Annotated in this window: 24 protein-coding genes and 1 riboswitch; of the genes, 12 read left to right on the top strand and 12 right to left on the bottom strand. The window is 66.9% G+C overall.

The window, feature by feature from the left end; translation table 11 throughout:
- Positions 1 to 197 precede the first annotated feature (197 nt).
- Complete coding sequence (locus ACVWZN_RS01315; protein ID WP_036141786.1) at positions 198 to 860, bottom strand: response regulator transcription factor; 663 nt, start codon at positions 858 to 860, stop codon at positions 198 to 200.
- Positions 857 to 2059 carry a sensor histidine kinase gene (locus ACVWZN_RS01310; protein ID WP_456952292.1) on the bottom strand — a complete coding sequence of 401 codons (1203 nt, stop codon included), beginning with the start codon at positions 2057 to 2059 and terminating at the stop codon, positions 857 to 859. The genes ACVWZN_RS01315 and ACVWZN_RS01310 overlap by 4 nt, the downstream gene beginning before the upstream one ends.
- 137 nt (positions 2060 to 2196) lie before the next feature.
- Here ACVWZN_RS01310 and ACVWZN_RS01305 point away from each other — a divergent pair, with 137 nt between their 5' ends.
- The 6 genes from ACVWZN_RS01305 to ACVWZN_RS01280 all read left to right on the top strand — a co-directional run bounded on the left by ACVWZN_RS01305 (position 2197) and on the right by ACVWZN_RS01280 (position 7377).
- Entirely contained in the window at positions 2197 to 2799 is a 603-nt protein-coding gene (locus ACVWZN_RS01305; protein WP_456952291.1) for a GNAT family N-acetyltransferase, read from the top strand.
- Entirely contained in the window at positions 2796 to 3572 is a 777-nt protein-coding gene (gene minC / locus ACVWZN_RS01300) for a septum site-determining protein MinC (protein ID WP_456952290.1), read from the top strand. Before ACVWZN_RS01305 ends, minC begins: the two co-directional genes overlap by 4 nt.
- Positions 3573 to 3662: 90 nt before the next feature.
- On the top strand, positions 3663 to 4472 hold the full coding sequence (gene minD / locus ACVWZN_RS01295; RefSeq protein WP_456952289.1) for a septum site-determining protein MinD: 810 nt from the start codon (positions 3663 to 3665) through the stop codon (positions 4470 to 4472).
- Between the two features lie 3 nt (positions 4473 to 4475).
- Complete coding sequence (minE, locus tag ACVWZN_RS01290) at positions 4476 to 4736, top strand: cell division topological specificity factor MinE (RefSeq protein ID WP_027082547.1); 261 nt, start codon at positions 4476 to 4478, stop codon at positions 4734 to 4736.
- A gap of 61 nt (positions 4737 to 4797) precedes the next feature.
- The gene (locus ACVWZN_RS01285) at positions 4798 to 5277 is read left to right on the top strand and encodes a hypothetical protein (protein ID WP_456952288.1); all 480 of its coding nucleotides are present in this window, start codon (positions 4798 to 4800) and stop codon (positions 5275 to 5277) included.
- Between the two features lie 78 nt (positions 5278 to 5355).
- Positions 5356 to 7377 (top strand): M2 family metallopeptidase, encoded by a 2022-nt coding sequence (locus ACVWZN_RS01280; protein WP_456952287.1) that lies wholly within the window; start codon positions 5356 to 5358, stop codon positions 7375 to 7377.
- A 43-nt stretch (positions 7378 to 7420) separates the two neighbouring features.
- Here the strand turns inward: ACVWZN_RS01280 and ACVWZN_RS01275 are convergent, their stop codons facing one another.
- On the bottom strand, positions 7421 to 8674 hold the full coding sequence (locus tag ACVWZN_RS01275) for a multidrug effflux MFS transporter (protein WP_456952286.1): 1254 nt from the start codon (positions 8672 to 8674) through the stop codon (positions 7421 to 7423).
- Between the two features lie 150 nt (positions 8675 to 8824).
- Here ACVWZN_RS01275 and ACVWZN_RS01270 point away from each other — a divergent pair, with 150 nt between their 5' ends.
- Positions 8825 to 10627 (top strand): ABCB family ABC transporter ATP-binding protein/permease, encoded by a 1803-nt coding sequence (locus tag ACVWZN_RS01270; RefSeq protein ID WP_456952285.1) that lies wholly within the window; start codon positions 8825 to 8827, stop codon positions 10625 to 10627.
- A gap of 3 nt (positions 10628 to 10630) precedes the next feature.
- Here the strand turns inward: ACVWZN_RS01270 and ACVWZN_RS01265 are convergent, their stop codons facing one another.
- A complete protein-coding gene (locus ACVWZN_RS01265; RefSeq protein ID WP_456952284.1) occupies positions 10631 to 11362 on the bottom strand; it encodes a hypothetical protein in 732 nt (243 codons plus the stop codon).
- A gap of 161 nt (positions 11363 to 11523) precedes the next feature.
- Positions 11524 to 11639: riboswitch (glycine riboswitch) on the top strand.
- A 25-nt stretch (positions 11640 to 11664) separates the two neighbouring features.
- Between ACVWZN_RS01265 and gcvP the strand changes: the two genes are divergently transcribed.
- Positions 11665 to 14619 carry an aminomethyl-transferring glycine dehydrogenase gene (gene gcvP / locus ACVWZN_RS01260; protein WP_456952283.1) on the top strand — a complete coding sequence of 985 codons (2955 nt, stop codon included), beginning with the start codon at positions 11665 to 11667 and terminating at the stop codon, positions 14617 to 14619.
- 58 nt (positions 14620 to 14677) lie between these two features.
- Here gcvP and ACVWZN_RS01255 read toward each other — a convergent pair whose 3' ends face one another.
- The gene (locus ACVWZN_RS01255; RefSeq protein ID WP_081671999.1) at positions 14678 to 14989 is read right to left on the bottom strand and encodes a KGG domain-containing protein; all 312 of its coding nucleotides are present in this window, start codon (positions 14987 to 14989) and stop codon (positions 14678 to 14680) included.
- Positions 14990 to 15247: 258 nt separating this feature from the next.
- Between ACVWZN_RS01255 and ACVWZN_RS01250 the strand changes: the two genes are divergently transcribed.
- Positions 15248 to 16720 carry an MATE family efflux transporter gene (locus tag ACVWZN_RS01250; RefSeq protein ID WP_456952282.1) on the top strand — a complete coding sequence of 491 codons (1473 nt, stop codon included), beginning with the start codon at positions 15248 to 15250 and terminating at the stop codon, positions 16718 to 16720.
- Here the strand turns inward: ACVWZN_RS01250 and ACVWZN_RS01245 are convergent.
- The gene (locus tag ACVWZN_RS01245) at positions 16698 to 19361 is read right to left on the bottom strand and encodes an excinuclease ABC subunit A (protein WP_456952281.1); all 2664 of its coding nucleotides are present in this window, start codon (positions 19359 to 19361) and stop codon (positions 16698 to 16700) included. The genes ACVWZN_RS01250 and ACVWZN_RS01245 overlap by 23 nt on opposite strands.
- 103 nt (positions 19362 to 19464) lie before the next feature.
- Between ACVWZN_RS01245 and modA the strand changes: the two genes are divergently transcribed.
- From modA to ACVWZN_RS01230, 3 genes are read left to right on the top strand one after another with little or no spacing between them, the layout of a single operon-like run.
- Complete coding sequence (modA, locus tag ACVWZN_RS01240; RefSeq protein ID WP_456952280.1) at positions 19465 to 20235, top strand: molybdate ABC transporter substrate-binding protein; 771 nt, start codon at positions 19465 to 19467, stop codon at positions 20233 to 20235.
- Positions 20236 to 20237: 2 nt separating this feature from the next.
- Positions 20238 to 20924: a molybdate ABC transporter permease subunit gene (modB, locus tag ACVWZN_RS01235; RefSeq protein WP_456954676.1), complete on the top strand. Its 687-nt coding sequence runs from the start codon at positions 20238 to 20240 to the stop codon at positions 20922 to 20924.
- Positions 20921 to 21556 (top strand): ATP-binding cassette domain-containing protein, encoded by a 636-nt coding sequence (locus ACVWZN_RS01230; protein ID WP_456952279.1) that lies wholly within the window; start codon positions 20921 to 20923, stop codon positions 21554 to 21556. Before modB ends, ACVWZN_RS01230 begins: the two co-directional genes overlap by 4 nt.
- Here ACVWZN_RS01230 and ACVWZN_RS01225 read toward each other — a convergent pair.
- The 6 genes from ACVWZN_RS01225 to hflK all read right to left on the bottom strand — a co-directional run bounded on the left by ACVWZN_RS01225 (position 21553) and on the right by hflK (position 26344).
- Complete coding sequence (locus ACVWZN_RS01225) at positions 21553 to 21735, bottom strand: hypothetical protein (RefSeq protein WP_456952278.1); 183 nt, start codon at positions 21733 to 21735, stop codon at positions 21553 to 21555. The genes ACVWZN_RS01230 and ACVWZN_RS01225 overlap by 4 nt on opposite strands.
- Before the next feature lie 64 nt (positions 21736 to 21799).
- Positions 21800 to 22501, bottom strand: a complete 702-nt coding sequence (locus tag ACVWZN_RS01220) for a VgrG-related protein (RefSeq protein ID WP_456952277.1) — start codon at positions 22499 to 22501, stop codon at positions 21800 to 21802.
- Between the two features lie 156 nt (positions 22502 to 22657).
- Positions 22658 to 23950: an adenylosuccinate synthase gene (locus ACVWZN_RS01215; protein ID WP_456952276.1), complete on the bottom strand. Its 1293-nt coding sequence runs from the start codon at positions 23948 to 23950 to the stop codon at positions 22658 to 22660.
- A gap of 215 nt (positions 23951 to 24165) precedes the next feature.
- Positions 24166 to 24354, bottom strand: a complete 189-nt coding sequence (locus ACVWZN_RS01210; RefSeq protein WP_027082535.1) for a DUF2065 domain-containing protein — start codon at positions 24352 to 24354, stop codon at positions 24166 to 24168.
- Positions 24354 to 25217 carry a protease modulator HflC gene (gene hflC, locus ACVWZN_RS01205; RefSeq protein WP_456952275.1) on the bottom strand — a complete coding sequence of 288 codons (864 nt, stop codon included), beginning with the start codon at positions 25215 to 25217 and terminating at the stop codon, positions 24354 to 24356. The genes ACVWZN_RS01210 and hflC overlap by 1 nt, the downstream gene beginning before the upstream one ends.
- On the bottom strand, positions 25214 to 26344 hold the full coding sequence (gene hflK / locus ACVWZN_RS01200) for an FtsH protease activity modulator HflK (protein WP_456952274.1): 1131 nt from the start codon (positions 26342 to 26344) through the stop codon (positions 25214 to 25216). Before hflK ends, hflC begins: the two co-directional genes overlap by 4 nt.
- Positions 26345 to 26375: the final 31 nt, after the last annotated feature.

Genomic DNA, 26375 nt, shown 5'->3' with positions numbered 1-26375 from the left:
CGGCACTGGCGTGAATGCCGAATGCGGATCGAATTCGACGGCGTGAAGCAGGCCGCGTTTTCGGCGTGCCGCTGGCCTGCCGATGTGCCGGGCCACGTTGCGCCCGGCAGCCAAGCTGCTACAGCCGCCTTCACACCTACTCTCGGCGCAAAAGCACCGGATCCGGCGGGCCGGACCGCGGCGCAGGCGAAACGCTGCTAGACCAGCTGCAGCTCGAACGCCTTGAGCACGGCGCGCGTGCGGTCGCGCACGCCGAGCTTGGACAGGATGTTCGACACGTGGTTCTTGATCGTGCCCTCTGCCACGCCGAGCGAATTCGCGATTTCCTTGTTCGAGAACCCGCCCGCCATCAGCCGCAGGATTTCGGTCTCGCGCTCGGTCAGCGGGTCCGGGCGGTCGAGGCTGACGAAATCGTTGCGCATGTGCTCCAGGCCCGACAGCAGGCGCTGGGTGACCGCCGGCTGCACCAGCGAACCGCCGTCGGCGACGGCGACGATCGCGCCGACCAGCTGGTCCAGCGAGACATCCTTCAGCAGGTAGCCCTTGGCGCCGGCCTTGATGCCCGCCAGCACGAGCTGGTCGTCGTCGAAGGTGGTGAGGATGATGGTGGGCGGCAGTTGGCCCAGGCGCGCGAGCGTCTGCACGGCTTCCAGGCCGGACATCACCGGCATGCGCATGTCCATCAGCACGACGTCGGGCTTGATCTGCGGGATCTGCTCGACCGCCTGGCGACCGTCGGCGGCCTCTGCGATCACGTCGATGCCGTCGGCCAGCGCGAGCAGCGAGCGCACGCCCTGTCGGACGAGGTTCTGGTCGTCGACCAGCATCACGCGGATGCGACGATCGGATGGCGCGGTCATGCGGCAACTCCTTCTCGGACGGCCTCGGCGGCCGCGATGGGTAGAACGAGCCGGAGACGGAAGCCGTCACCGGGCCGGGTGTCGATGTCGAGCGTGCCGCCCTGCTGCGCCAGGCGTTCGCGCATGCCGCGCAGGCCGTTGCCCGCGACGAGCAGGTCGGCGCCGCGGCCGTCGTCGCGCGCGGTCACGATGATGTTGGTGCCTTCGCGCCGCGCGGAGATCCACAGGTGGCGAGCGCCCGAATGACGCACGGCATTCGTGATGATTTCCTGCGTGCAGCGCAGCAGCACGTGCGCACGTTCGGGGTCGTCGATCATCAGCGGAGACTCGATATCCATCGCGATGTCGAGCGACGGAACGTTCTCCGCCAACGGACGCAACGCGAGCGAGAGGTCCATGGCACCGCTGTCGCGCAGCTGGCTCACCGCTTCGCGAACGTCGGTGAGCAGTAGTCGCGCGAGCGTGTGCGCCTGCGAAACGTGGTCTTTCGCGCGACCTTCGGCGAGATGGCCCGCGACTTCGAGATTCAGGCTCAGCGCCGTCAGGTGGTGCCCGAGCAGGTCATGCAGTTCGCGCGAGATGCGCGTGCGTTCGTTGACGCGCGCGCTTTCTGCGAGCAGAAGGCGCGTCGCACGCAATTCGGCGTTGAGCCGGCGCTGTTCCTCGCGCGCATCGGCCTGCTGACGCGCGATCAGGCTGGTGGCGAAGCCGAACACCGAGAAACCCGTGTACAGCAGCGACTGCATCAGCGCTTCGAGCGGTGGAAAGTGCAGGCCGTAAATAAATACCGGCATCACCGCGAACTGGCTGACGATCAGCCATGCGATGCCGGCGCGCAGGCTGAGGAGCCACGGCAACAGGCATGCACCGGTCATCAGCAGCACGCTGCCGAGACCACTTCGGTTGTAGTAGCTGACGCCGATCGCGCTTGCAGTCAGCACAAGGAGGCCGGCGACTTCGACAGGCCGCGCGTTTCGGCGGCCAAGCCCGTCGGTCAGCCATGCGTAGCTGACACCGAACAGAAGGTAGGCGACCCAGCCCAGTACCGACATCGCCTGCGGGCCGAACGAGTCGTCGCCCAGTTCCTCGGAGGAGACGCCGGCGCCGAAGGCGACATACACCAGGGGCAGGCCCACCATTGCCCAGGTGGACAGGCCGGCGTACCGCAGGAGTCGGGTGTGGTTCAGTTGGACCGGCATCAATGCATCCTACGCCGCGTTTCCGCAGCGCCCTCCGGCCGAAAGTCATGGCAAGCGGCGCTGGCCCGGCGGGGCGGGCGTGCGATAATCGCGCGCCGCGCCGCACTGGCTCGGCTGCCCTCCCCGGAGCCGGAAGAATGTCGATCGTCGTCCGCGACGTGCGCGAGCACGAGCTGGATTCCGTCCTAGCCCTGAACAACGCCGCCGGCCCCGCGATCCTTCCGCTGGATGCCACCCGTCTTCAGCACTTCTACGAGACCGCCGAGTACTTCCGTGTCGCCGAACGCGACGGGTCGCTCACCGGTTTCCTCATCGGCATGGGCGACGCGTCGGATCACGACAGCTCGAACTTCCGCTGGTTCCGCGAGCGTCATTCGGAGTTCTTCTATATCGACCGCATCGTGGTCGCGAGCCGGCGTCGCGGTGGCGGTGTCGGTCGCGCGTTCTATGCCGATGCGCAGACCTACGCCGAACTGCGCTATCCGCAGATGGCCTGCGAAGTGCTGATGCAGGGTGGCAACGACCCGGTGCTGCTGTTCCACGGCACGTTCGGCTTCAACGAGGTCGGGCAGCACGTGATGGACGAAACGGGCCTGCGTGCGTCGATGCTAATGAAACCGTTGTGCAGCTATCCGTGGGTGCGCGACACGTACGGTCGCGACCTGCCGTCCGAACCCTGGATCCACACGCCGCGCACGCCGATCGCTACGCGTACGCGCGCCGCAGGAGGCCGCGCATGAGCGCGCAAATGGATTTCGAGCCCGCGGGCGAACTGAAGATCGGCCAGGTCGGCATCGCGAATCTGCGTGTTCGCACGCTGGACGTCGAAAAGCTCGCCGAGGAAATGCGCGGACGTGTGCAGCGCGCGCCCAATCTTTTTGCGCGCGCCGCCGTGGTGCTGGATTTCGGCGGGCTGACGCGAACGCCGGATGTCGCCACTGCGCGGGCGCTGGTCGATGCGCTGCGCGATGCGGGCGTGCTGCCCGTCGCCCTCGCCTACGGCACGACAGAGATCGAAGCGCTGTCGCGTGAGCTCGGCCTTCCGCTGCTCGCTAAGTTCCGCGCGCAGTACGAACGCGCCGACGGTGCAGCCGCCGAACCCGCGCCTACGCCGCGTCACGAACGCGCGCCGGAGCCTGTGGCCGCGCCCGTCGCGGCACCCGCAGCAGCGTCGACGTCACAGCCCGGCATGGTGCAGTCCGCGCCCGTGCGCTCGGGCCAGCAGGTCTATGCCGACAACCGCGACCTCACCGTGCTCGCATCGGTCGGTGCTGGCGCGGAAGTGATGTCGGACGGCTCGATTCATATCTACGGCGCATTGCGCGGTCGCGCGCTTGCCGGTGCGCAGGGTTACGAGCAGGCGCGCATTTTCTGTCGCGAATTCCACGCCGAACTCGTCGCGATCGCCGGTCACTACAAGGTGTCGGAAGACATCCCCGCCCATCTGCTCGGAAAGCCCGTGCAGGTGTGGCTCGAAGCGGGCCAGTTGCGGATCGAAGCACTGGACGCGTAAGCCGTCACACATCCGCATGCTTTAGGGCATGCTGTCGCCCGCACCGGCGTTGCCGGCGGGGACCTGAGTACGAATCCGGAGGAACCTCAGTTGGCAGAAATCATCGTAGTCACGTCGGGCAAGGGTGGCGTGGGCAAGACCACCACCAGCGCCAGCCTCGCCTGCGGCCTCGCGCGTCGCGGCCACAAGGTCGCCGTCATCGACTTCGACGTCGGCCTGCGCAACCTCGACCTGATCATGGGTTGCGAGCGTCGCGTGGTGTACGACTTCGTGAACGTCGTCCATGGCGAAGCGTCGCTCAAGCAGGCGCTGATCAAGGACAAGCGTTTCGACAACCTCTTCGTGCTCGCCGCCAGCCAGACGCGTGACAAGGACGCGCTGACCAAGGAAGGCGTGCAGAAGGTGCTCGACGATCTTTCCGCCGACGGTTTCGACTACATCGTCTGCGACTCGCCGGCCGGCATCGAGAAGGGCGCGTTCCTCGCGATGTACTTCGCCGACCAGGCGGTGGTCGTGGTGAACCCGGAAGTGTCGTCGGTGCGCGACTCCGACCGCATCCTCGGGCTGCTGGCGTCCAAGACGCGCCGCGCCGAGAACGGCGAGCGCGTCAAGGAACACCTGCTGCTCACCCGCTACAGCCCCAAGCGCGTCGAGACCGGCGAGATGCTGAGCATCGGCGACGTCGAGGAAATCCTCGGCCTCAAGGCGGTGGGCGTGATCCCGGAATCGGGCGACGTGCTGAACGCGTCGAACAAGGGCGAGCCGGTCATCCTCGAGACCACGTCGGACGCGGCGCAGGCCTACGACGATTCCGTCGCGCGCCTGCTCGGTGAGAGCCGCCCGCTGCGGTTCGTGCAGGTCGAGAAGAAGGGCTTCTTCGGCAAGCTCTTTGGAGGCTGAGCCATGGGCATCTTCGATTTCCTGACGACGAAGAAGCAGACGGCCTCGGTTGCGAAGGACCGCCTGCGCATCATCGTCGCGCATGAGCGCGTCACCCGCGGCGGCCCGGATTACCTGCCGATGCTGCAGCGCGAGCTGCTCGAGGTGATCCGCAAGTACGTCAACGTCGACGCCGAGGCGGTCAAGGTCGACCTGATCGGCGACGGCGACAACAAGGTGCTCGACATCTCCGTCGCGCTGCCGGAAGGCCCCGTGCAGTCCTGATCCACATGTCGTTTCCACTTCGATGCCCTCGCCCGCGCGGGGGCATCGTCGTCTCCGGCCCATGCTCACACTCGCCGACATCGATTTCGACGCCACGTCCGCGCTGCTCGCGCGCTACGGGCTCGAACTCGTGCGCGTGGCCGACGGCGAGCCGATTCCCGGCAGCTACTGGGGCGAGCGCGAGGCCGGGCTGATCGGTTCGAGCGTGTACGCGCGCAGCGACACGCCGGTGCATTCACTTTTGCACGAAGCCGCGCACCTGATCGTGCTGCCGCCGGAGCGTCGTTCGCTGGTGCATACGGATGCGACGGATTCGGTCGAGGAAGAAGACGCCGTCTGCGTGCTGCAGTCCTTGCTGGCGGATGCCCTGCCCGGCGTCGGCGCCGACCGCGTGCTCGCTGACATGGACACCTGGGGCTACACATTCCGGCTGGGCTCGGCGAAGGCCTATGTCGAGAACGATGCCGCGGAAGCCTGGGCATGGCTCGACCGTGCGGGGCTGGCCGACGCCACCACGCGACGTCTGCGCCTGCCGGGCTGAACCGACCTGTCGAACGGCCGCCTTGCGCGGGCGGTTGGCCGCCTCTAGCCTCCGGACACGCCCTACCGGAGTTCCCCCATGAAACCCGTCCGCGCCCTGCTCGCACTGAGCATCGTCGCCGTCCTCGGCCTGTCCGGCTGCAAGGCACCGCCCGGCACGTCCTCGACGACCGCGCCCACCGCGTCCGGCACCGCCGCGCCGCCGGAAAATGAAACCGCCGATCAGTTCGTCGCACGCGTCAACGACGAATACCGCGCGATGTATCCGGAGCTGACGTCGGCGCAGTGGCTGTCCTCGACGTACATCAACGAAGACAGCGAACTCGTTTCGGCGAAGGCGAACGAGCGCTATCTGGCGCAGCTCAACCGCTGGATCGAACAGTCGCGTCGTTTCGAAGGCCAGAAGATGTCGCCGGATACCGCGCGCGCCATCCAGCTGCTCAAGCTGCAGGCCGCGATGCCGCCGCCGAAGGATCCGAAGAAGCTCGCTGAACTCACCGGCATCGCCACGCGCATGGAAGGTGCGTACGGCAAGGGCGAGTACTGCACCGGCGAAGGCCCGGCGAAGACCTGTCGCCAACTCGGTGATCTCGAGGAAGTGCTGGCCAAGAGCCGCGATTACGACGAACAACTCGATGCATGGCAGGGCTGGCATTCGACGGCGTCCGCGCAGCGCAAGGACTACACGCGTTTCGCCAGCCTGATCAACGAAGGCGCGCGCGACATGGGCTATGCCGATGCCGGCGAGCTGTGGCGTTCGGGTTACGACATGACGCCTGCAGAGCTGTCGGCGGAAACCGATCGACTGTGGGGCCAGGTCAAACCGCTCTACGAACAGTTGCATTGCTACGCGGGCACAAAGCTCGACGCGAAGTACGGCGCGCAACGCGGCCACGTCGCCGGGCACATGCTGCCGGCGCACCTGATGGGCAACATGTGGCAGCAGGACTGGAGCAATCTCTGGGACATGCTGGCGCCGTATCCGGGCGCGGGCAGCCTCGACGTCAATGCGTCGCTGGAAGCGCAGTACCAGAAGAACCTGACGGCCGAGACCGCGAAGATCAGCGGCGAGCGTTCGCCATCGGCGACGTCGCAGGCCGAGCACGACGCATTGCTCGTCACCGCGAAGCAGATGAACGAGCGTGCGCAGGATTTCTACACGTCGATCGGCATGCCGAAGCTTCCGGCGAGCTACTGGGAGCGCACGCAGTTCATCAAGCCGCGTGATCGTGACGTGGTCTGCCACGCGTCCGCGTGGGACATGAACATGGCGGGCGACGTGCGCATCAAGATGTGCACGAAGCCGACGGAAGAAGACTTCACCACGATCTATCACGAGATGGGCCACGTGTATTACTACCTGGCCTACAACAAGCAGCCGCCGCTGTTCCAGTCGGGCGCGCACGATGGCTTCCACGAAGCGATCGGCGACACCATCGTGCTGTCGATGACGCCGTCGTACCTGCACCAGATCGGGCTGGTCGACCAGCCGCAGGTGAGCAACGAGGCGCTGATCAACGCGCAGATGCGGATGGCGCTGGCGAAGGTCGCGTTCCTGCCGTTCGGCCTGATGATCGACCGCTGGCGTTGGGGCGTGTTCGATGGCTCGATCAAGCCGGAGAACTACAACACCGCGTGGTGGCAGCTGAAGGCGAAGTACCAGGGTGTCGCGCCGCCGACGCCGCGTGGCGAAACCTTCTTCGACCCGGGCGCGAAGTACCACGTGCCGGCCAACACGCCGTACACGCGCTACTTCCTCGCCGACATCCTGCAGTTCCAGTTCTACAAGTCGCTGTGCGATGCGTCGGGCTACAAGGGCCCGCTGTACGAATGCAGCTTCTACGGCAATCCGGAAGCGGGACGTCGCTACCTGACGATGCTGTCGCACGGCGCAAGCCAGCCGTGGCAGAAGACGCTCAAGGAAATGACGGGCAGCGAGAAGATGGATGCGTCCGCCGTGCTCGAGTACTTCACACCGCTGCAGCAGTGGCTGAAGCAGCAGAACGAAGGCAAGACCTGCGGCTGGCAGCCCGATGCGGTGACGTCCGCGCCGCCTGCACCTGCACCGTCCACACCCGCGACATCGCCTGCCAAGGCGTGATCGAACCGAGGGGCCGGCATCGCCGGCCCTTCTTCGTTATGGGTTACGGCGCCGGCACGTCCGCGCCTTCGCAGCGCAACGCCTGCTTCTTCGACACGGCGACTTCCCAGCTCCAGAACGCGTAGGCGACGAGCGTCATCGTGGTCGCTGCCGCGGCGAGCCACAGCGCGTGATGCGACAGCAGCGGTGACAGCACGCCCGCGACCAGGGCGTTCATCACCAGACTGGTGAATGCCTGCAATGACGACGCCGAGCCACGCTGACGCGGATACATGTCGAGAATCGCTAGTGTCAGCACCGGGAACACCAGCGCGATGCCGAACGCATGCAGCGTCATCGGCAGCACCGCCCACGGAATCTGCGGCACCGGGACGATCGCGTTGTAGGCGACGTTGAACACCATCGCCATCGCGGTCGCGGCGAACCCAATGCGTACGAGGCGATCGCCACTGAGCTTTCCCGCCGCGCGTCCCGATACGAACGCGCCGATCACCATGCCGCCGATGGTCGGCACGAAGAACCAGCCGAACTGCGTTTCGCCCAGGTGCCGGCCGTGCAGTCGCAACATCTCGAGCACGAACACCGGCGCCGACGCGATGTACAGGAACAGCGCGCTGAAGTTGAACGAAGCTGCAGCAGCGAGCCGCTGGAAGCGCGGGTTGGTGAAGATCGCGACGTAGTCGCGCAACAGCGTGCGTGGCACGAACGGGAGTCGCGAGGATGGCGGATGGGTCTCCGGCAACACCGCCGACGTCATCGCCAGCAGCACCAGCGCAAACGCGACCAGGAACCAGAAGATCATCGGCCAGCGGCTCCAGCCCAGCAGCCAGCCGCCGATGATGGGCGCGATGGCGGGCGCGATCCCGAAGATCATCGACACCTGGCTCATCAGGCGCTGCGCATCGGGGCCGTGCAGCACGTCGCGAATCACGGCGCGCCCGACGATGAGGCCGACGCCCGACGACAGCCCCTGCAGCGCACGGAAGGCCAGCAGCGTCGGCAGGTCCTTCGCGAGCGCACACCCCGCCGACGCCGCCGCGAACACGATCAGCCCGCCGATGATGACGCGCCGCCGACCGATCGCATCCGAGAGCGGCCCGTGCACCACGCTCATCAGCGCGTAGGCGATCAGGTAGACGCTGATCGTCTGCTGCATCGCCACGGCGTCCGCGCCCAGCCGCGCACCGATCTGCGGGAACGCCGGGAAGATGGTGTCGATCGAGAACGGGCCGAACATCGCCAGCCCGCCCAGCAGCAGGGCGAGGCGTCGCGTCGAGGGGCGGACGTTCGGCGTCATGGTCGAGGCGCGTGGCGGCGGACTAGGGTAACCGGCGCGACATCGCCAGCCGCCGCGGCGTGCCCGACGGCCGCTTCGTCGCGACCAATGGAACGGGCCGTGGACCGGCCGCGGGTTGTTCCGCCGCGCCCGCGCCCTTACGTTGACCGCATGGCCTCCCCCGACCCCCTGAGCGTCGCCACGCGCGGCACGCAGCGCAGCGATTACGGCATCGTCGCCTCGCTGCTTCCCTACCTCAAACCGCACGTCGCGCGCATCGCGTTCGCGATCGGCTGCCTGCTGGTCGCCAAGCTGCTCGGGCTGACCGTGCCGATGCTGCTCAAGCACATCGTCGACTCGCTGAACATCCAGGCGTCGCTGCGCGTGCTGCCGGTGCTGCTGCTCACCGCGTACGGCGCGGCGCGCGTGGGCGTCAACCTGTTCACGGAATTGCGCCAAGTCGTGTTCGCGCGCGTGATGGCGCGCACCGCGCGCGAAGTCACGCTGAAGGTGTTCCGCCACCTGCATGCGCTGAGCCTGAAGTTCCACCTGTCGCGACGCACCGGCGGCGTATCACGCGATGTCGAACGCGGTGGCACCGCGATCACCGATCTTCTCGACTGGACGATCTACACGATCATCCCCACGGTCATCGAAGTGACGCTGGTCACCGGCTTCCTCGTCTACAAGTACGGCTGGTCGTTCGGCGGGATCACTCTCCTCACGCTGGCCGGCTACATCGGCTGGACGTTCGCCGTCACCGAATGGCGCACGCGCTATTACCGCGCGAAGGTGGAAGCCGACACCAAGGCGAACTCGCGCGCGGTCGACTCGCTGCTCAACTACGAGACGGTGAAGTACTTCAACAACGAGGAGCACGAGGCACGCCGCTACGACGAGAACCTCAAGCACGTCGAGGAAGCGACGGTGATGAGCCTGAAGTCGCTCGCCGTGCTCAATGTCGGCCAGACCGCGATCGTGTCGCTCGGCGTCACCGCACTGATGTGGCGCGCGGCGGCGGGCGTCGTCGCCGGGCAGTTCACGCTGGGCGACCTGGTGCTGGTCAACGCGTATCTGCTGCAGCTCGCCGGCCCGCTGAACTACCTCGGCATGATGTATCGCGAGATCAAGCAGTCGATCACCAACATGGAGCGCCTGTTCGGCCTGCTCGACGAGAAGCTCGACGTGCAGGACAAGGCGGGCTCGCAGCCGCTGCACACGCGCAGGGCGCACGTGCGCTTCGAGGATGTGCGATTCGCGTACGACCGGCGTCGCGAGATCCTCAAGGGCGTGAACTTCGAGATCCGTCCGGGACAAACTGTCGCCGTCGTCGGCCATTCCGGTTCCGGCAAGTCGACGCTCGCGCGCCTGCTCTATCGTTTCTACGACCCGGACCACGGCCGCATCACCATCGACGGCCACGACCTGCGTGACCTGACGCAGGGTTCCGTGCGCGCGGCGATCGCGACGGTGCCGCAGGACACCGTGCTGTTCAACGACACGATCTTCTACAACATCCATTACGGCCGCCCCGAAGCGACGCGCGATGAAGTCGAAGCCGCGGCGAAGGCGGCGCACATCCACGAGTTCATCCTCGCGATGCCGGACGGTTACGAAACCGAAGTCGGCGAGCGCGGCCTGAAACTCTCGGGCGGCGAGAAGCAACGCGTTGCGATCGCGCGTGCGCTGCTGAAGAACCCGGCGATCATGATCTTCGACGAAGCGACCTCCGCACTCGATTCGCGTTCGGAAAAAGCGATCCAGGCCGAGCTGGAACGCATCGCAGAAGGCCGCACGACGCTGGTGATCGCGCACCGCCTGTCGACCGTGATGAATGCCGACCGCATCCTGGTGATGGACGCCGGCCGCATCGTCGAACAGGGCACGCACGACGAGCTCATCGCCGCGCTCGGCCATTACGCGCAGCTGTGGCAGCTGCAGTTGCAGGCCGCGGACGAAGCCGCCGCGGCGTAACGGTTACTCGCCCGGCACGACGGGATCGAACTCGTCGTTGACGGTTTCGAGACAGACCGGCGCGCGCGATTTGAGCGTGTAACGGCGAATGTGCGTGCGGTCGTCTTCGATGCTGCCGACCGTGCGCGACGCCTTGTTGGTGAGCAGGTTGACGCTGACGTCGGTCATCTCGCCGCTGTTGCGCTGCACGCTGTTCTCGTCGAACCCGATCATGCGCATGCAGCCGTCCTGCCAGCGGAACTTGTAGCTGGTATGGCTCATCGTCCACGAGCCGGCGTTGGCGAAGAAGCCCACGGTGACGTCGAGCACGCGGTTCTTCAGTTCGATGCCGCCTTCTTCGAGCGGGTCGTCCAATGTGGGCGTGTCATTGCGGCGGATCAGCCGGTCCGACTGCGCGACGCGCCGCCAACCGCCCGCGGGGTCGGCAACGAGCACGACCAGCAGGCGCGGATTCGTGTCGAGCTCCTGCACGCCAAAGCCGTCGTTGTGCAGGACGTTGCGCGGATCGGCGTTGTGCAGCAGCAGCACGGCATCGGCCTTGGCGTCGGCGTCGATCGGCCCGTCGAGCCTGCTTTCGATCGTCCAGCCGGCGGGCACGAAGGCCCGCACCGTCGAGGCTTTCGCCGGCAACGTCGGCGTCGCGACGTCGGGAATCACGAGTTCCCGTTCCTCGGCGCCAGCGGCACCCGCGATGAGCAGAGCCGACGCCAGCGACGTCACCATGAACCGGGCCATGCGCATTCCCCAATGAGCGGCCGTCAGCGTAGCCCGACGCCTGCGGCGCGCCCAGCCCTCGCGGTACAATTGGCGTCGACGCACCCGGTGGGAGAAGCGGGTTTCGACCCGCTGCCGAAGGCGCAATCGCCCGGAATCGCTCAGGCCCCCACACCGCCGGCTGCACACACTCTGGAGAGATCGGCCTGCCTTCGGGTACGCGCCGGCGCCGAAGGGGCAAGACACGCATCCTCCCCCGCGTGTCCAAACTCTCAGGCAAAAGGACAGAGGGGCACCTTCCCGCGGCCGTGCGCCGCGCACTGATGCCCGCCATGACCCAGCCCACCTCCCTGCGCGCCCTCGAGCACCACGACGGCTTCATCGAACGCCACATCGGCCCGAACGACGCCGAGATCGCGCAGATGCTGCGCACCGTCGGCCACGATTCGCTCGATGCACTGACCGACGCGATCGTCCCCGGCTCCATCGCATCCGGCAATCCGCTCGCGCTGCCCGAGCCGATCAGCGAGGTCGAGGCGCTCGCCAAGATCCGCGCGATCGCAGCGAAGAACAGCGTCTACCGCAGCTTCATCGGTCAGGGCTACTACGGCACGCAGACGCCGAACGTCATCCTGCGCAACATCCTCGAGAACCCCGCCTGGTACACGGCGTACACGCCGTACCAGGCCGAGATCTCGCAGGGCCGCATGGAAGCGCTGATCAACTTCCAGACGATGGTTGCCGAGCTCACGGGCATGGAGATCGCGAACGCATCCCTGCTCGATGAAGCCACCGCGGCCGCCGAGGCGATGACGCTTGCGAAGCGTTCGGCCAAGTCGAAGTCCAACACGTTCCTCGTGTCCGGCGACACGCATCCGCAGACGATCGAAGTGCTGCGCACGCGCGCCGAGCCGCTCGGCATCAACGTCGAGCTGGCCAACGGCAACGACGACTGGAAGGCCGCGCTCGCCAAGGGCGACTTCTTCGGCGTGCTGATCCAGTACCCGGCGTCGAGCGGTTGGCTCGCCGACTGGACGGCTGACGCAGAAGCGATCCACGCGAACGGCGCGCTCGTCGTGTTCGCCACCGATCTGCTTGCGCTGACGCTGCTCAAGCCGCCGGGCGAAATGGGTGCGGACATCGTGATCGGCAACAGCCAGCGCTTCGGCGTGCCGTTCGGTTTCGGCGGCCCGCATGCCGCGTTCATGGCCTGCCGCGATGCGTTCAAGCGCTCGATGCCGGGCCGCCTGATCGGCGTGTCGATCGACACAGAAGGCAAACCTGCTTATCGCCTGACGCTGCAGACGCGCGAGCAGCACATCCGTCGCGAGAAGGCGACGTCGAACATCTGCACCGCACAGGTTCTGCTCGCCGTGATGGCGTCGATGTACGCCGTCTACCACGGCCCGGAAGGTCTGACGCGCATTGCCTCGCGCGTGGCGCGCATGACGGCGATCCTCGCTGCCGGTCTCGCCGAACTCGGCTTCGACCGCCATCACCACAACACGGCGTTCGACACGATCTGCCTCAAGACCGGCGACCGCACCGGTGCGATCGCCGCACGTGCACGTTCGATGGGCGCGAACCTGCGCATCGCGTGGGACGAGTACCTGTGCATCTCGCTCGACGAAACGACGACGCGCGCGGACCTCGAACTGCTGTGGCGCATCTTCGGCGGCGATGACGCGACGCTGCCGGACATCGACACGCTCGACGCGAAGGCGCCGTCGCTGATTCCGGCCGAAGTGCAGCGCACCAGCGCGTTCCTCACGCACCCGGTGTTCAACACGCATCACAGCGAACACGAAATCCTGCGCTACATGCGCATGCTGGCCGACAAGGACCTCGCGCTCGACCGCACGATGATCCCGCTGGGCTCGTGCACGATGAAGCTCAACGCCACGGCCGAGATGATCCCGGTGACGTGGCCGGAGTTCGCGAACATCCATCCGTTCGCGCCGGCCGACCAGGCCGAAGGCTATCGCGAGCTGATCGCCGGCCTCGAGGACATGCTGGTCGAATGCACCGGCTATGACGCGGTGAGCCTGCAACCGAATTCCGGTGCGCAGGGCGAATACGCGGGCCTGCTCGCGATCCGCGCGTACCACCTGTCGCGCAATGAAGGCCATCGCGACATCTGCCTGATCCCGGAATCCGCGCACGGCACGAATCCCGCGTCGGCGCAGATGTGCGGCATGCAGGTCGTCGTCACCAAGTGCGATGCCAACGGCAACGTCGACGTCGGCGACATCCGCGCGAAGGCGGAGAAGTATTCCGACCGGCTCGCGGCGATCATGATGACCTACCCGTCCACGCATGGCGTGTTCGAGGAAGACGTGGTCGAGATCTGCGAGATCGTGCACAAGCACGGCGGCCAGGTTTATACCGACGGCGCGAACATGAACGCACTGGTCGGTGTCGCCAAGCCCGGCAAGTGGGGCTCGGACGTTTCGCACCTCAACCTGCACAAGACGTTCTGCATTCCACACGGCGGCGGCGGCCCGGGCGTGGGCCCGTGCGCGGTGAAGTCGCACCTCGCGCCGTTCCTGCCGGGCGCGCTGCACAAGGACGGCATGCGCACGTCGGGCGTCGGCGAAGGCGGCGTCGGCATGGTGTCGGCGGCGAGCTTCGGTTCCGCGTCGATCCTGCCCATCAGCTGGATGTACGTGACGATGATGGGCGCGTCCGGCCTGCGTCGCGCGACACAGGTCGCGTTGCTCAACGCGAACTACATCGCGAAGAAGCTCGAGCCGCATTACGAGACGCTCTACACGGGTCGCAATGGACTCGTCGCGCACGAGTGCATCCTCGACCTGCGCCCGATCAAGGACGCGACCGGTATCAGCGCAGAGGACGTGGCCAAGCGCCTCATCGACTTCGGTTTCCATGCGCCCACGCTGAGCTTCCCGGTCGCGGGCACGCTGATGGTCGAGCCGACGGAGAGCGAGTCGCTGCACGAACTCGATCGCTTCATCGACGCGATGATCCAGATCCGCGACGAGATCCGTGCGATCGAGGACGGTCGCCTGGATCGCGAGGACAACCCGCTCAAGAACGCGCCGCACACCGCGACGATGGTCGCGGGCAGCGAATGGACGCACGCGTATCCGCGCGAGTTGGCCGCGTTCCCGTTGCCCGTGCTCAAGCAGCACAAGTACTGGCCGCCCGTGGCGCGCGTCGACAACGTCTACGGCGACAAGAACGTGTTCTGCTCGTGCGTGCCGATCGAGGCCTTCGACGGCGAGCCGGAAGCCTTCAGCGAACCAAACGTGATGTAAGCCGGAAAACGGCCGGAAAGAGCCCCGCATCTGCGGGGCTTTTTCTTTGCTGCATCCGTCAGACGACGTCGCCCATCAGCGGGTCGGCCCGTCGTTCGTTCGAGACGATGGCGACTGCCGCGGTGCGTTTACCGCCACCGTGGCTGGCCTCGCCACCCAGCCGGCCGATCTGCGCCATGTGCGCGCGATCGCGACTCACCGCCTCGCCGCCCTTGCGGCCGGCCTCGCGGGCCTCCGCCGAGTCGAACTCGTGGGCGTGGCCGCTCTCGTGTGCGGCACGGCCGCCCATCGATGAGATTGCACGTTGTTTATCCGGATCCATGCTGCCGAAGCCACCTCCGTGGCGGCCGCCGCGGTTGCTGCTGGTCATGTCTGCTTCCTCGATTGGCGGCGGCGCCGTCGTCGACGCCGTTCCATTCCGTGGCTGCTGCGGGGGGCAGTCAGCAACGGTCCGCGCTGCCCGACGGGTCCGTGCACCGGCCGGGAGCGTTCACAGGTTATCGACACGATTGTTATCGGCGCGCCAACCGGACGTTCACATCTGCATTCCGTTCGTCGTCGCGGCGCGCCTGCAGTGCGCATCGCGGTCACGCCGGCTCGGTAGGCTGGTGCGCTTCCGGAGGATCGAATGCCGCAACGTCACAACCTCACCGAAGGCCCAATCGCCCGCACTCTGTTCCTGTTCGCGCTGCCCATCCTCGGCGGCAACGTACTGCAGTCCCTCAACGGCTCGATCAACGCGGTATGGGTGGGTCGGTTCCTCGGCGAGCAGGCGCTCACCGCGACCGCAAACGCCAACAACGTGATGTTCCTCCTGCTCGGCGCGGTGTTCGGCGTCGGCATGGCGGCGAGCATCCTGGTCGCGCAGTCCATCGGTCGCAACGATTTGACGCAGGCACGCTGCGTGATCGGCACCAGCGCGACGTTCTTCATCAGCCTGTCGATCATCATCGCGGCGGTCGGCCTGCCACTGTCGCGACACGTGCTCTCGTGGATGGACACGCCCGCCGCCGCACTGCCGTTCGCCGAGGCCTATCTGCGCATCATCTTCCTTGCGCTGCCATTCCTCTACGCGTTTACGTTCATCACCGCGATCCTTCGCGGCTCCGGCGATACACGCACGCCTTTCATCTTCCTGTTGCTGACCGTCGTGCTCGACATCGGCTTCAACCCGTTGCTGCTGTTCGGCATCGGCCCGTTCCCGAAGATGGGCATCTCCGGCGCGGCGACGGCGACCTTGATCGCGAACGCCACCAGCCTCACCGCGTTGCTGCTGTGGCTGCGCCACAAGAAGCATCGTCTGTGGATCAGCCGCAACGAGCGGCATCTCTACAAACCGAACTTCGAGGTACTGAAGTCGCTGATCGTCAAGGGCATTCCGATCGGCCTGCAGATGATGCTGATCTCGGTCGCGATGCTGGCGATGATGACGATGGTCAACAAGCACGGCGTCGAAACGACAGCGGCTTACGGTGCATCGCTGCAGCTGTGGACCTACGTGCAGATGCCGGCGATGGCGATCGGTGCGGCGTGTTCGTCGATGGCCGCGCAGAACGTCGGCGCGAATCGCTGGGACCGCGTGCATTCGACCGCAAAGTCCGGCGTGCTGTTCAACTTCCTCATGACCGGCGCGCTGATCATTCCGTTGATCGTGTTCGACCGACAGACCTTGTCGCTGTTCCTTCCCGAGTCGAGCCCGGCGCTGGCGATCGCACAGCACCTCGACCCGATCGTGATCGTCTCGTTCCTGTTCTTCGGCGTGACGTTCGTGCTTTCCGGCGTCGTGCGCGCGACCGGCGCGGTGATTCCGCCGCTGCTGATCCTCGCGTTCGCACTGTGGGGCGTGCGCGTGCCATTCGCATCGATGCTGCAGCCGCGCCTGGGTGCGGACGCGATCTGGTGGAGTTTCCCGGCGAGCGCGATCGTCGCGATGCTCGCATCCGGCGCGTATTACCTGTTCGGCGGCTGGCGCAAGGCGAGAATGCTGCCGGCCGGCCATACCGAAATCGCGGTGCCGGCAGAAGTGCCGGCGATGCCACCGTCGCCGGTGGCGGATGTCGCGAGCTGCGACGAGGAAGCTACGGGCGTCGGCGGCCCATGACTTCGGCGAGATAAGGCGCGGTGCGACTTTCAGCGGAGCGCGCGATCTCGGCCGGCGGCCCGCAGGCGACCAGTCGACCGCCCTCCTCGCCCGCGCCGGGGCCGATGTCGATCACCCAGTCGCTCTGCGCGACCACGCGCATCTCATGCTCGACGAGTACGACGGTGTTGCCCGCATCGACGAGGCCGTGCAGCTGCGCCATCAGTCGATCGACGTCAGCGGCGTGCAGGCCCGTTGTCGGTTCGTCGAGTACGTATAGACCACGCCCACGCTGGCTGCGTTGCAACTCGGTCACCAGCTTGATGCGTTGCGCTTCGCCGCCCGACAGTTCCGTCGCCGGTTGCCCGAGGCGCAGATAGCCGAGGCCGATGTCGCGCAGCAGTTCGAGCGGCCGCAGCACCGTCGACTCGTCGGCAAAAAACTCGCAGGCTTCCTCGACGTTGAGCGCGAGCACCTGCGCGATGTTCTTGCCGTTCCACTGCACCTTCAGCGTCGCTTCGTTGTAGCGCGCGCCGTGGCAGGTCGGGCATGGCGCGTAGACGCTCGGCATGAACAGCAATTCGACGCTGACGAAGCCTTCGCCCTCGCAGGTTTCGCAACGCCCCTTGGCGACGTTGAACGAGAAGCGCCCGGCGTCGTAGCGACGACGTCGCGCATCGGGCGTCGCCGCGAACAGCTTGCGCACGTGGTCGAACAGGCCGGTGTACGTCGCGAGATTCGACCGCGGCGTGCGGCCGATGGGTTTCTGGTCGACGCGCACCAGTCGACGGATCGCATCGACGTCGCCACCGAGATGCCCGCGCGTGCGCTGCACGATGCTGGGCCCGTCCTCGGGCTCGGGCTCGTCGTCCTCCGGTTCGTGACCCAGGTGACCGCAGACGAGTTCGACCAGTGCCTGGCTGATCAGGCTGGACTTGCCCGAGCCCGACACGCCGGTCACTGCAGTGAGGACGCCGAGCGGGATGCGCGCGTCGAGACCATGCAGATTGTTGCGGTGCACGTCACGCAGTTCGAGCCAGCCGGTCGGATCGCGACGGACGCGCGCCGGTGCGGGCACACGATCGAAGAGATAGCGCGCGGTTTCCGACGTCGACACCGCTTCGAGTCCCGGCGGCGGGCCGCTGTAGAGCACCTGCCCGCCGCGTTCGCCGGCGGCGGGCCCGACGTCGACCAGCCAGTCGGCGCGACGCATGGTGTCTAGGTCGTGCTCGACCACGAAAATCGAATTGCCGCTCTCACGCAACTGCAGCAGCGCCTCGAACAGCGCTTCGCTGTCGGCCGGGTGCAGGCCTGCGGACGGCTCGTCCAGAACGTAGACGACGCCGAACAGATTCGATCGGATCTGCGTCGCCAACCGAAGCCGTTGATGTTCGCCGGGCGACAGCGTCGGCGTTGCTCGATCCATCGCGAGATACCCGAGCCCCAGGCCCTGCAGCGTGCCGATGCGTGCGACGAGATCGGCCGCGATGCGTTGCGCGGCGATGCGCTTTTCCTCCGACATGTTGCCGGTGCGGTGCACGTCCGGTGCGGCGGCGTGCGTGGCATGGCCGGCCGCCTTGCGCGTGGCGCGATCGCGCTTCGTCGCCTCGGCCCCGCGCGCGTCGCCATGTGCCTTGCGTGATGCGGCTTCTAAGCGGCCTTCCGCGACGGGCCGCAATACGTCGGCCAGTCGATCGAACGACAACTGCGACAACTCGCCGATATCGAGTCCCGCGAACTTCACCGACAGCGCTTCGCGCTTGAGTCGCTTGCCATCGCAGACCGGGCACAACGTGCCGGTGAGATAGCGCGCGACGCGGCGCTTCATCAACGCGCTCTGCGTGGACGCGAACGTGTGCAGCACGTAGCGGCGCGCACCGGTGAATGTGCCCATGTATGCGGGCTCGGCTTTGCGCTTCAGCGCGGCGCGCGTTTCCGCGGGCGTGAAACCCGGATACACCGGCACGGTCGGCGTTTCCTCGGTGAAGAGGATCCAGTCGCGATCCTTCTTCGGCAGGTTCTTCCATGGCGTTTCGACGTCGTAGCCGAGCGTCACCAGGATGTCGCGCAGGTTCTGTCCGTGCCATGCGGGCGGCCACGATGCGATCGCGCGGTCGCGAATCGACAGCGATGGATCCGGCACCATCGAAGCTTCGGTGACGTCATAGACATAGCCGAGCCCGTGGCAGTTCGGGCACGCGCCCTGCGGCGTATTCGCCGAGAAATCCTCGGCGTACAGCATCGCCTGCCGCGGCGGATACGTACCGGCGCGCGAATACATCATGCGCACCAGGCTCGAAAGCGTGGTGACGCTGCCGACGGTCGACCGCGCGCTCGCGGTGCCACGCTGCTGCTGCAGCGCCACCGCGGGCGGCAGGCCTTCGATCTCGTCGACGTCCGGCACGCCCACCTGATCGATCAGGCGGCGCGCATACGGCGCGACGGATTCGAAATAGCGTCGCTGCGCTTCCGCATACAACGTGCCGAATGCCAGCGACGACTTGCCGGAACCCGACACGCCGGTAAACACCACCAGCGCATCGCGCGGGATGTCGACGTCGACATCCTTGAGGTTGTGCTCGCGCGCGCCGCGGACGCGCACGAAGGCGTCGTCGCGCCTGGCCTGCCGCTTGGGAGTCTTGTGCCCGGAATCGCCGTCCATGCCGTGCTCGTCGTGAACCGCCTGAATTGGACGATGCCGCCAGCGCTCGCCGGGTGAAGACGCGCTCTGGTCTAATGCCGCCAGCCCTGTAACCGACCGCCCCATGCGCCTGCCGATCCGCTTCCTCGCCGCGCTCGTACTCGCATTCGCCGCGCTTCCGGCGTTTGCCGCGCAGCCGATCACGGTGTTCGCCGCGGCGAGCCTGAAGGAGACGCTGGACGAAGCGGGCGCGCTCTACGACAGCACGCATGGCGCGACGGTGCGCACGTCGTACGCCGCGAGTTCCGCACTCGCGCGACAGATCGAGGACGGCGCGCCGGCCGACGTGTTCGTGTCCGCCGATCTCGACTGGATGGACGAGTTGCAGACGAAGCGGCTGATCGACGCGAAGACGCGTCGTGATATCGCCGGCAATTCGCTGGTGCTGATCGCGCCGGCCAATTCGAAGACGCCGCCGATTACGCTGAAGCGCGGCGTCGACCTGCGACCGCTGCTCGGCAGCGACGGCCGTATCGCCCTCGCGCTTACGACCAGCGTTCCAGCCGGCAAGTACGGCCGCGCGGCACTCGAATCGCTGGACGCATGGAACGGCGTGCAGCCGCGCGTGGTCGAGTCGGAGAACGTGCGCGCGGCGCTGCAGCTGGTCGCGCGAGGCGAAGCGATGCTCGGCGTCGTCTACGGTAGCGATGCGCTCGCGGAACCGCGTGTCCGTGTCGTCGCGCGGTTCCCGGCGTCCACGCATCCGCGCATCGTGTATCCGGCCGCACGCGTCGCCGACAGCACGAATCCGCAGGCGGCGGGTTTCGTCGCGTGGCTCGCATCTCCGGCGGCGCAGGCCATCTTCCGTCGCCACGGATTCTCGGCACCCAAATGAGCATGCTCACCGCCGACGAAGCCTCGGCGGTCCTGCTGAGCCTGAAGGTTGCGACCGTCGCGACAGTCGCGAGCCTGCCGGTCGCGATCGCAGTCGGCTGGCTGCTCGCGCGACGCCGTTTCCCGGGGCGATTGCTCGTGGATGCGCTCGTGCACCTGCCGCTGGTGCTGCCGCCGGTTGTCACGGGTTACGCGCTGCTCGCATTGCTCGGCCGACGCGGGCTCATCGGCGCGTGGCTGCACGACGCGCTCGGCATCACGTTCGCATTCCGCTGGACGGGCGCCGCGCTCGCATGCGCGGTGATGGCTTTCCCACTGATGGTGCGCGCGATCCGGTTGTCGATCGAAGGCGTCGACCGCCGACTCGAGAACGCAGCGTCCACACTTGGCGCGTCGCCGTGGCGCGTGTTCACCGGCATCACCCTGCCGCTCGCGTGGCCGGGCATCGTCGCGGGCGCTGTACTCGGCTTCGCCAAAGCGGTCGGCGAATTCGGTGCGACCATCACCTTCGTTTCCAGCATCCCCGGCGAAACGCGCACGCTGTCGTCGGCGATCTACGGCTTGTTGCAGGTGCCGGGTGCGGAGTCGCGCGTCTGGTTGCTTTGCGCGGTTTCGGTCGCGATCTCATTCATCGCGATGCTGGCGGCGGAAGCGCTGCTGCAGCGCGGCCGCACGGATCCGCCGACATGACCGGCATCGTCCACGACATCGACGTAGTGCTGCGACGCGGCGGCTTCGAACGACACGTGCGACTGCAGAGCGCGTCGCGCGTGGTCGCGGTAGTCGGCGCGTCCGGAAGCGGCAAGACGTCGCTGCTGCATGCGGTCGCGGGGTTGGTCACACCGCTCGAAGGCCGCGTCGAAATCGCGGGCGAAACGTTGTTCGATTCGTCGCGACGTATCGACGTGCCCGCGCATCGCCGCCGCATCGGATACGTGTTCCAGGACGGCCGCCTGTTTCCGCACCTCGACGTTCGCGCCAACCTGCTCTACGGCGCGAGGCAGTCACCATCGAACGCTGCGACACGCTTCGACGATGTCGTCGAGCTGCTCGCACTCGCGCCCCTGCTCGCGCGTCGAAGCAACGGCCTATCGGGCGGCGAGGTGCAACGCATCGCACTCGGCCGCGCCCTGCTCGCACAGCCGCGACTGCTGCTGCTCGACGAGCCGCTGTCGATGCTCGACGCGGATCGTCGCGACGAACTCTTGCCCTATCTGCAGCGCGTGCGCGACGAGAGCGGCCTGCCGATGATCTATGTCAGCCATGTACCCGCGGAAGTCGCTCGCATCGCGCAGGACGTGCACCGCATCGACGCCGACTAGCGCCGGTTCGACTTCAGCGCGAAGAAGCCCAGGATCGCGACGATCACCACCATCGCCACCACGATGCGCAGCGGATGCATGTCGAACAGTGCGCCAAGCATGTGGCAGCCCGTGCACAGCAGCGATGCCGTCGTCGCGAGCACGAATGCGGAGACGGGAATTGCGGGGCGTTTGCGCATCGGTCGGCTTCCTTGCAACAGGCCGACAGCGTAGGCGCGGGACGTTAGCCGCAGGTGCAGACGGTCACGCGCTCCGAGCCGCACGGTCGGTCGCGCTGCGGTCTGCTTCGGAGACTATGCGCTCGGCATCGGCAAGGCGCAGCAGGTCGCGCTTCTCGTCGCCGATGCGGCGCCGCAGGCCGGGCCATAGCGGCTTGGAGTGCGCGAACAGCGTATCGATGTGCGCGAGCTTGTAGTCCTGCACGGCGGCGACGATCTGCGCGTCGGTCAACGTGGATGCATCCACCGTCGCGCCGAACGCCGTGCGCAGCGCCTTGGTAACGATCGACAGCGTCAGCGCGCCGTATTGCACCGCCGTGCTCCACAGCATGTCGTGCACGGCGTAACCGGCCGCGGCCAAATCGACGCCCGCCTCGCGAAGGCGCGTGAGTTGCGCGTCGTAGTGCGTGCGCCCGATGAAATCGTGCTGGTCCTGCGCGAAGCCCGGTTCGTTGGCAGCGATGCGCTTCCACATGGCATCGAACGCGGGCGTGCCGGGCTTGAGTCCTGCGAAGCGCGGCCCGTAACTCGACTGCGCGAGGTAGGCCTGCAACGTGCCGGCGCGCGATGAGAGCTGGTATTCGCCGTACGACTTGCCGCCCGCATCGCCCTGCCCGGTCGAGATGACACCCGCGCCGCGTCCCGACGACTCGTAACGGCTCGACGTCAGCCCGAGCCGCCACTGCGAAAGGCGCTTGCGCGCCTGCCGGAGATTCATCGACGCCATGCGCGGCCTCGACCGATCGACATCAAGATGACGCTGGCCGCAGGTGTGCTCACGACGCCTTCGTCGCATATCGACCGTGCAGGCCGCATCGACGCGCGCTGAAACGCAACGGGCCGCCCGAAGGCGGCCCGTGTCATGCAGCAAATCGCATCGATCTCAGGCGAACGGATCCTGCAGCACGATGTTCGCGTCGCGGTCGGGCCCGGTGGACACGATGGCGAGCGGGCAACCGGCGAGTTCCTCGAGCGAACGCAGGTAGGCGCGCGCGGCCGGCGGCAGCTTGTCCCATTCGGTGATGCCCGCCGTGCTCTCTTCCCAGCCCGGGAATTCGAGGTAGACCGGCGTGCATTCTTCCCAGCCGCCGGCGTCCAGCGGCGCGTACTCGGTGCGCTTGCCGCGGTATTCGTACGCGATGCAGATCTTGAGCTTCTCCATCCCGTCGAGGATGTCGAGCTTGGTGATGCACAGCCCGCTGATGCCGTTGATGGCAACCGCACGCTTGAGCGCCACGATATCCATCCAGCCACAGCGACGCGGGCGGCCGGTAGTCGCGCCGTATTCCTGGCCGCGGTCGCGGATGCCCTGCCCGATCTCGTCGTCGAGCTCGGTCGGGAACGGGCCGCCGCCGACGCGCGTCGCATACGCCTTGGCGATGCCGAGCACGTAGTCGATCGCGTCCGCGCCGACGCCGGTGCCGGCGAGCGCACCGCCCACCGTCGTGTTCGACGAGGTAACGTACGGATAGGTGCCGTGGTCGATGTCGAGCAGCGAACCCTGCGCACCTTCGAACAGCACGCGCTTGCCCTGCTTGCGCAGCTCGTGAAGGATGCCCGCGACGTCGGCCTTCATCGGCTCGACGTATTCGCCGAACGCGAGCGCTTCGTCGAGCGTCTGCTGGTAGTCCACACCGTCGACGCCGAGATACTTGGTCAGCACGAAGTTGTGATAGTCCAGCGCCGCGCGCAGCTTCTCGGCCATTTCCTGCGGGTAATGCAGGTCGGCGATGCGGATGCCGCGACGCGCCACCTTGTCCTCGTAGGCCGGGCCGATGCCGCGACCGGTGGTGCCGATCGCCTTGCCGCCGGCGGCCTTCTCGCGCGCCTGATCCAGCGCGATGTGGTACGGCATGATCACCGGCGTCGCCGGGCTGATCTTCAGGCGCGAACGCACTTCGACGCCGTTGCCTTCGAGTTCCGCGATTTCCTTCTGCAGCGCGCCGGGATGCAGCACCACGCCGTTGCCGATCAGGCACAGCGCATCGGGACGCAGCACGCCCGACGGGATCAGGTGCAGCACGGTCTTCTTGCCGCCGATGACCAGCGTGTGGCCGGCGTTGTGGCCGCCCTGGAAGCGCACGACGGCGCCGATGTCCTGCGTCAGCAGGTCGACGATCTTGCCCTTGCCTTCGTCGCCCCACTGGGCGCCCAACACCACCACCGACTGACCCATTACCGCTCTCCAGATGCGCTGCATGCAGACGTCCGGCCGCGTGGACACGCGACATCGGCGGCACGCGGCAGCGCGCGTGATGGCGCCCTCGGGCGCACTCCGGCCGACCGATCCACCGTGGCGGATCGCAGACATGGAAAAAGCCGGCGGGTGTCCCCGTCCGGCTTTTGTGCATTATCCGGGTTTCGGTACAGCGGGGCCACCCCGCCTGTCGTTCAGGCGCGCACGGCCCACAGCGAAAGCAGTCCGACGATGACGATCGCGGCGCCGAACGCACGCAGTTGCGGCGTCGTCAGCACGTACAGCCGCTCCACCGTGCGCTTCCAGCCCTCGGGCGTCAGGAACAGGAACAGGCCTTCGAGCACCGCCACCAGGCACAGTGCCGACAGCAACTCCCTCGCCATCAATGGTCGGACTTGAGGTACTGCAGGAACGGATCGTTCTTGTCGACGACGATCACCGTCTGGCCGGTGCCGAACGCGTTGCGATACGCCTCGAGGCTGCGCTGGAACGCGTAGAAGCCCGGATCCTTCTGTGCGGCATCGGCGTACAGGCGCGCGGCCTGTGCATCACCCTGGCCACGCTGTTCCTGCGCATCGCGCTCGGCTTCGGCGACGATCACCGCGGCGTCGCGGTCGGCATCGGCCTTGATGCGCTGCGCGGCTTCGGCACCTTCCGCGCGCAACTGGCTCGCGACCTGCTTGCGCTGCGCGCTCATGCGACTGTAGACGTCGGCGATCACCTTGCTGTCGGTCGGCAGGTCGATCTGCTTGATGCGCAGGTCGAGGATGCGAACACCCAGCGTCGACGCGCCGGTGTTGATCGCTGCCAGCTGCGCCGCAACGATGCGGCTGCGATCGCCCGACACCACTTCCGACAACGTGCGCGTATTGATCTCGTTGCGCAGCGCGTCCTTGATGATCGGCGCGAGGCGTTCGATCGCAACGGATTCATCGCCGCCCGTCGCGCGGTAGAACGCGCGCAGGTTCTCGATGCGGCCGACGCCGAAGAAGTCGACGCTGATGTCCTTGCGCTCGGACGTCAGGTAACGCTCCGGTTCCGCGGGAAGCACGTTGAGTCGACGGTCGAACACCAGTTGGCTTTCGACCAGCGGGAACTTGAAGTGCAGGCCCGGGCCGAGATCGGTGCGCGCAAGGCGACCGAGGTTGAGCACGATCGCGCTATGGCCTTCGGGCACGATAAACACCGAACCCATCAGCGCGAGCAGCGTGGCGACGACCAGTGCGATCAGGACGGGATATCTCATCGTTCGGCTCCTGCGCTGCGCGGCTCACGCGGTGAACGCGGTCCGCGACCGGCGTTCGCGCCCGAATCACCCGATGCGGTGACCGGCGACATCACGTCGGGAATGATCGATGGCGCCGTCTGCGCCTGCGGCTGCGCGAGCAACGGCGGCACGGTCGGCTGCGTCGTGTTCGCATCGGACATCGGCACGTAGATCAGCTGGCGCGAATCGCCGCCGACGATCGTGCGGTTCTCCGACAGCACGCGCTGCACGGTTTCCAGCCAAAGGCGCTTGCGGGTGACATCCGGCGCGGCCTTGTATTGCTCGACGAGCAGGGAGAAGCGGTTCGCATCGCCGGTCGCACGCGCGATCGCCGATGCCTTCTCGCCTTCGGCCGTCGCGCGAACGCGTGCGGCATCGCCGCGCGCTTCGGGGATCACCTTGGCGGCGTACGCGCGCGCTTCGCTGATCACGCGATCCTTGTCCTGCTGCGCGCTGTTGACGTCGTCGAACGCGGGTTTCACTTCTTCCGGCGGACGCGCATTCGGCAGGTTGAGTTCGGTGACCGTCAGGCCGGTGCGATACGCAAGCAGCGACTTCTCGAGACGCGTGCGTGCGGCGACCGCGAGCTGGTTGCGCGAACCGAGCACCGTATCGAGGTTCGAACGGCCGACCATCTCGCGCACCGTCGACAGCGACGCTTCCTTCAGCACTTCATCGGCATCGCGCGTGCCGAACAGGTACTGCTGCGCATCGGCGATGCGGTACTGCACGTTCAAGTCGACGTAGACGATGTTCTCGTCCGACGTAAGCACCGGGACGGTCTGCGTGAATGTCTTGATCTCGGTCGCATTGACCTTGGTCACGCTCTCGATCGGCCACGGCATCTTCAGGTGCGGGCCGGGCGTGAGCACGCGCGCGAACTGTCCGAAGCGCAGCACCACGCCGCGCTGCTGCTCGGAGATCAGCGTGAACGTCGAGAACACCAGCCATGCGCCGAGCACCAGCGCGACCCAGCGCGCCGGGCCGTTGCCGTCGGCCATGCCGCGCAGCCGGTCGAGCAGATCGTTCGGCGCGAAACCACGGCGCGGGCCGCGCGATCGCGGCTCGCGGTCGCCGTTGTCACTGCCGGGCGTGTTCCAGGCCATGCGGACTCCTGAGGGGTGCACCTGCGGGCCG

The sequence above is a fragment of the Lysobacter sp. HA35 genome (assembly GCF_054061195.1).
This window is presented reverse-complemented; position numbering and strand designations above follow the sequence as displayed.

Excerpts from the sequence above, each read along its gene's own strand:
- ACVWZN_RS01315 (WP_036141786.1), bottom strand. The coding sequence starts at position 860 with ATGACCGCGCCATCCGATCGTCGCATCCGCGTGATGCTGGTCGACGAC.
- ACVWZN_RS01310 (WP_456952292.1), bottom strand. The coding sequence starts at position 2,059 with ATGCCGGTCCAACTGAACCACACCCGACTCCTGCGGTACGCCGGCCTG.
- ACVWZN_RS01305 (WP_456952291.1), top strand. The coding sequence starts at position 2,197 with ATGTCGATCGTCGTCCGCGACGTGCGCGAGCACGAGCTGGATTCCGTC.
- minC (WP_456952290.1), top strand. The coding sequence starts at position 2,796 with ATGAGCGCGCAAATGGATTTCGAGCCCGCGGGCGAACTGAAGATCGGC.
- minE (WP_027082547.1), top strand. The coding sequence starts at position 4,476 with ATGGGCATCTTCGATTTCCTGACGACGAAGAAGCAGACGGCCTCGGTT.
- ACVWZN_RS01285 (WP_456952288.1), top strand. The coding sequence starts at position 4,798 with ATGCTCACACTCGCCGACATCGATTTCGACGCCACGTCCGCGCTGCTC.
- ACVWZN_RS01280 (WP_456952287.1), top strand. The coding sequence starts at position 5,356 with ATGAAACCCGTCCGCGCCCTGCTCGCACTGAGCATCGTCGCCGTCCTC.
- ACVWZN_RS01275 (WP_456952286.1), bottom strand. The coding sequence starts at position 8,674 with ATGACGCCGAACGTCCGCCCCTCGACGCGACGCCTCGCCCTGCTGCTG.
- ACVWZN_RS01270 (WP_456952285.1), top strand. The coding sequence starts at position 8,825 with ATGGCCTCCCCCGACCCCCTGAGCGTCGCCACGCGCGGCACGCAGCGC.
- ACVWZN_RS01265 (WP_456952284.1), bottom strand. The coding sequence starts at position 11,362 with ATGGCCCGGTTCATGGTGACGTCGCTGGCGTCGGCTCTGCTCATCGCG.
- gcvP (WP_456952283.1), top strand. The coding sequence starts at position 11,665 with ATGCCCGCCATGACCCAGCCCACCTCCCTGCGCGCCCTCGAGCACCAC.
- ACVWZN_RS01255 (WP_081671999.1), bottom strand. The coding sequence starts at position 14,989 with ATGACCAGCAGCAACCGCGGCGGCCGCCACGGAGGTGGCTTCGGCAGC.
- ACVWZN_RS01250 (WP_456952282.1), top strand. The coding sequence starts at position 15,248 with ATGCCGCAACGTCACAACCTCACCGAAGGCCCAATCGCCCGCACTCTG.
- ACVWZN_RS01245 (WP_456952281.1), bottom strand. The coding sequence starts at position 19,361 with ATGGACGGCGATTCCGGGCACAAGACTCCCAAGCGGCAGGCCAGGCGC.
- modA (WP_456952280.1), top strand. The coding sequence starts at position 19,465 with ATGCGCCTGCCGATCCGCTTCCTCGCCGCGCTCGTACTCGCATTCGCC.
- modB (WP_456954676.1), top strand. The coding sequence starts at position 20,238 with ATGCTCACCGCCGACGAAGCCTCGGCGGTCCTGCTGAGCCTGAAGGTT.
- ACVWZN_RS01230 (WP_456952279.1), top strand. The coding sequence starts at position 20,921 with ATGACCGGCATCGTCCACGACATCGACGTAGTGCTGCGACGCGGCGGC.
- ACVWZN_RS01225 (WP_456952278.1), bottom strand. The coding sequence starts at position 21,735 with ATGCGCAAACGCCCCGCAATTCCCGTCTCCGCATTCGTGCTCGCGACG.
- ACVWZN_RS01220 (WP_456952277.1), bottom strand. The coding sequence starts at position 22,501 with ATGGCGTCGATGAATCTCCGGCAGGCGCGCAAGCGCCTTTCGCAGTGG.
- ACVWZN_RS01215 (WP_456952276.1), bottom strand. The coding sequence starts at position 23,950 with ATGGGTCAGTCGGTGGTGGTGTTGGGCGCCCAGTGGGGCGACGAAGGC.
- ACVWZN_RS01210 (WP_027082535.1), bottom strand. The coding sequence starts at position 24,354 with ATGGCGAGGGAGTTGCTGTCGGCACTGTGCCTGGTGGCGGTGCTCGAA.
- hflC (WP_456952275.1), bottom strand. The coding sequence starts at position 25,217 with ATGAGATATCCCGTCCTGATCGCACTGGTCGTCGCCACGCTGCTCGCG.
- hflK (WP_456952274.1), bottom strand. The coding sequence starts at position 26,344 with ATGGCCTGGAACACGCCCGGCAGTGACAACGGCGACCGCGAGCCGCGA.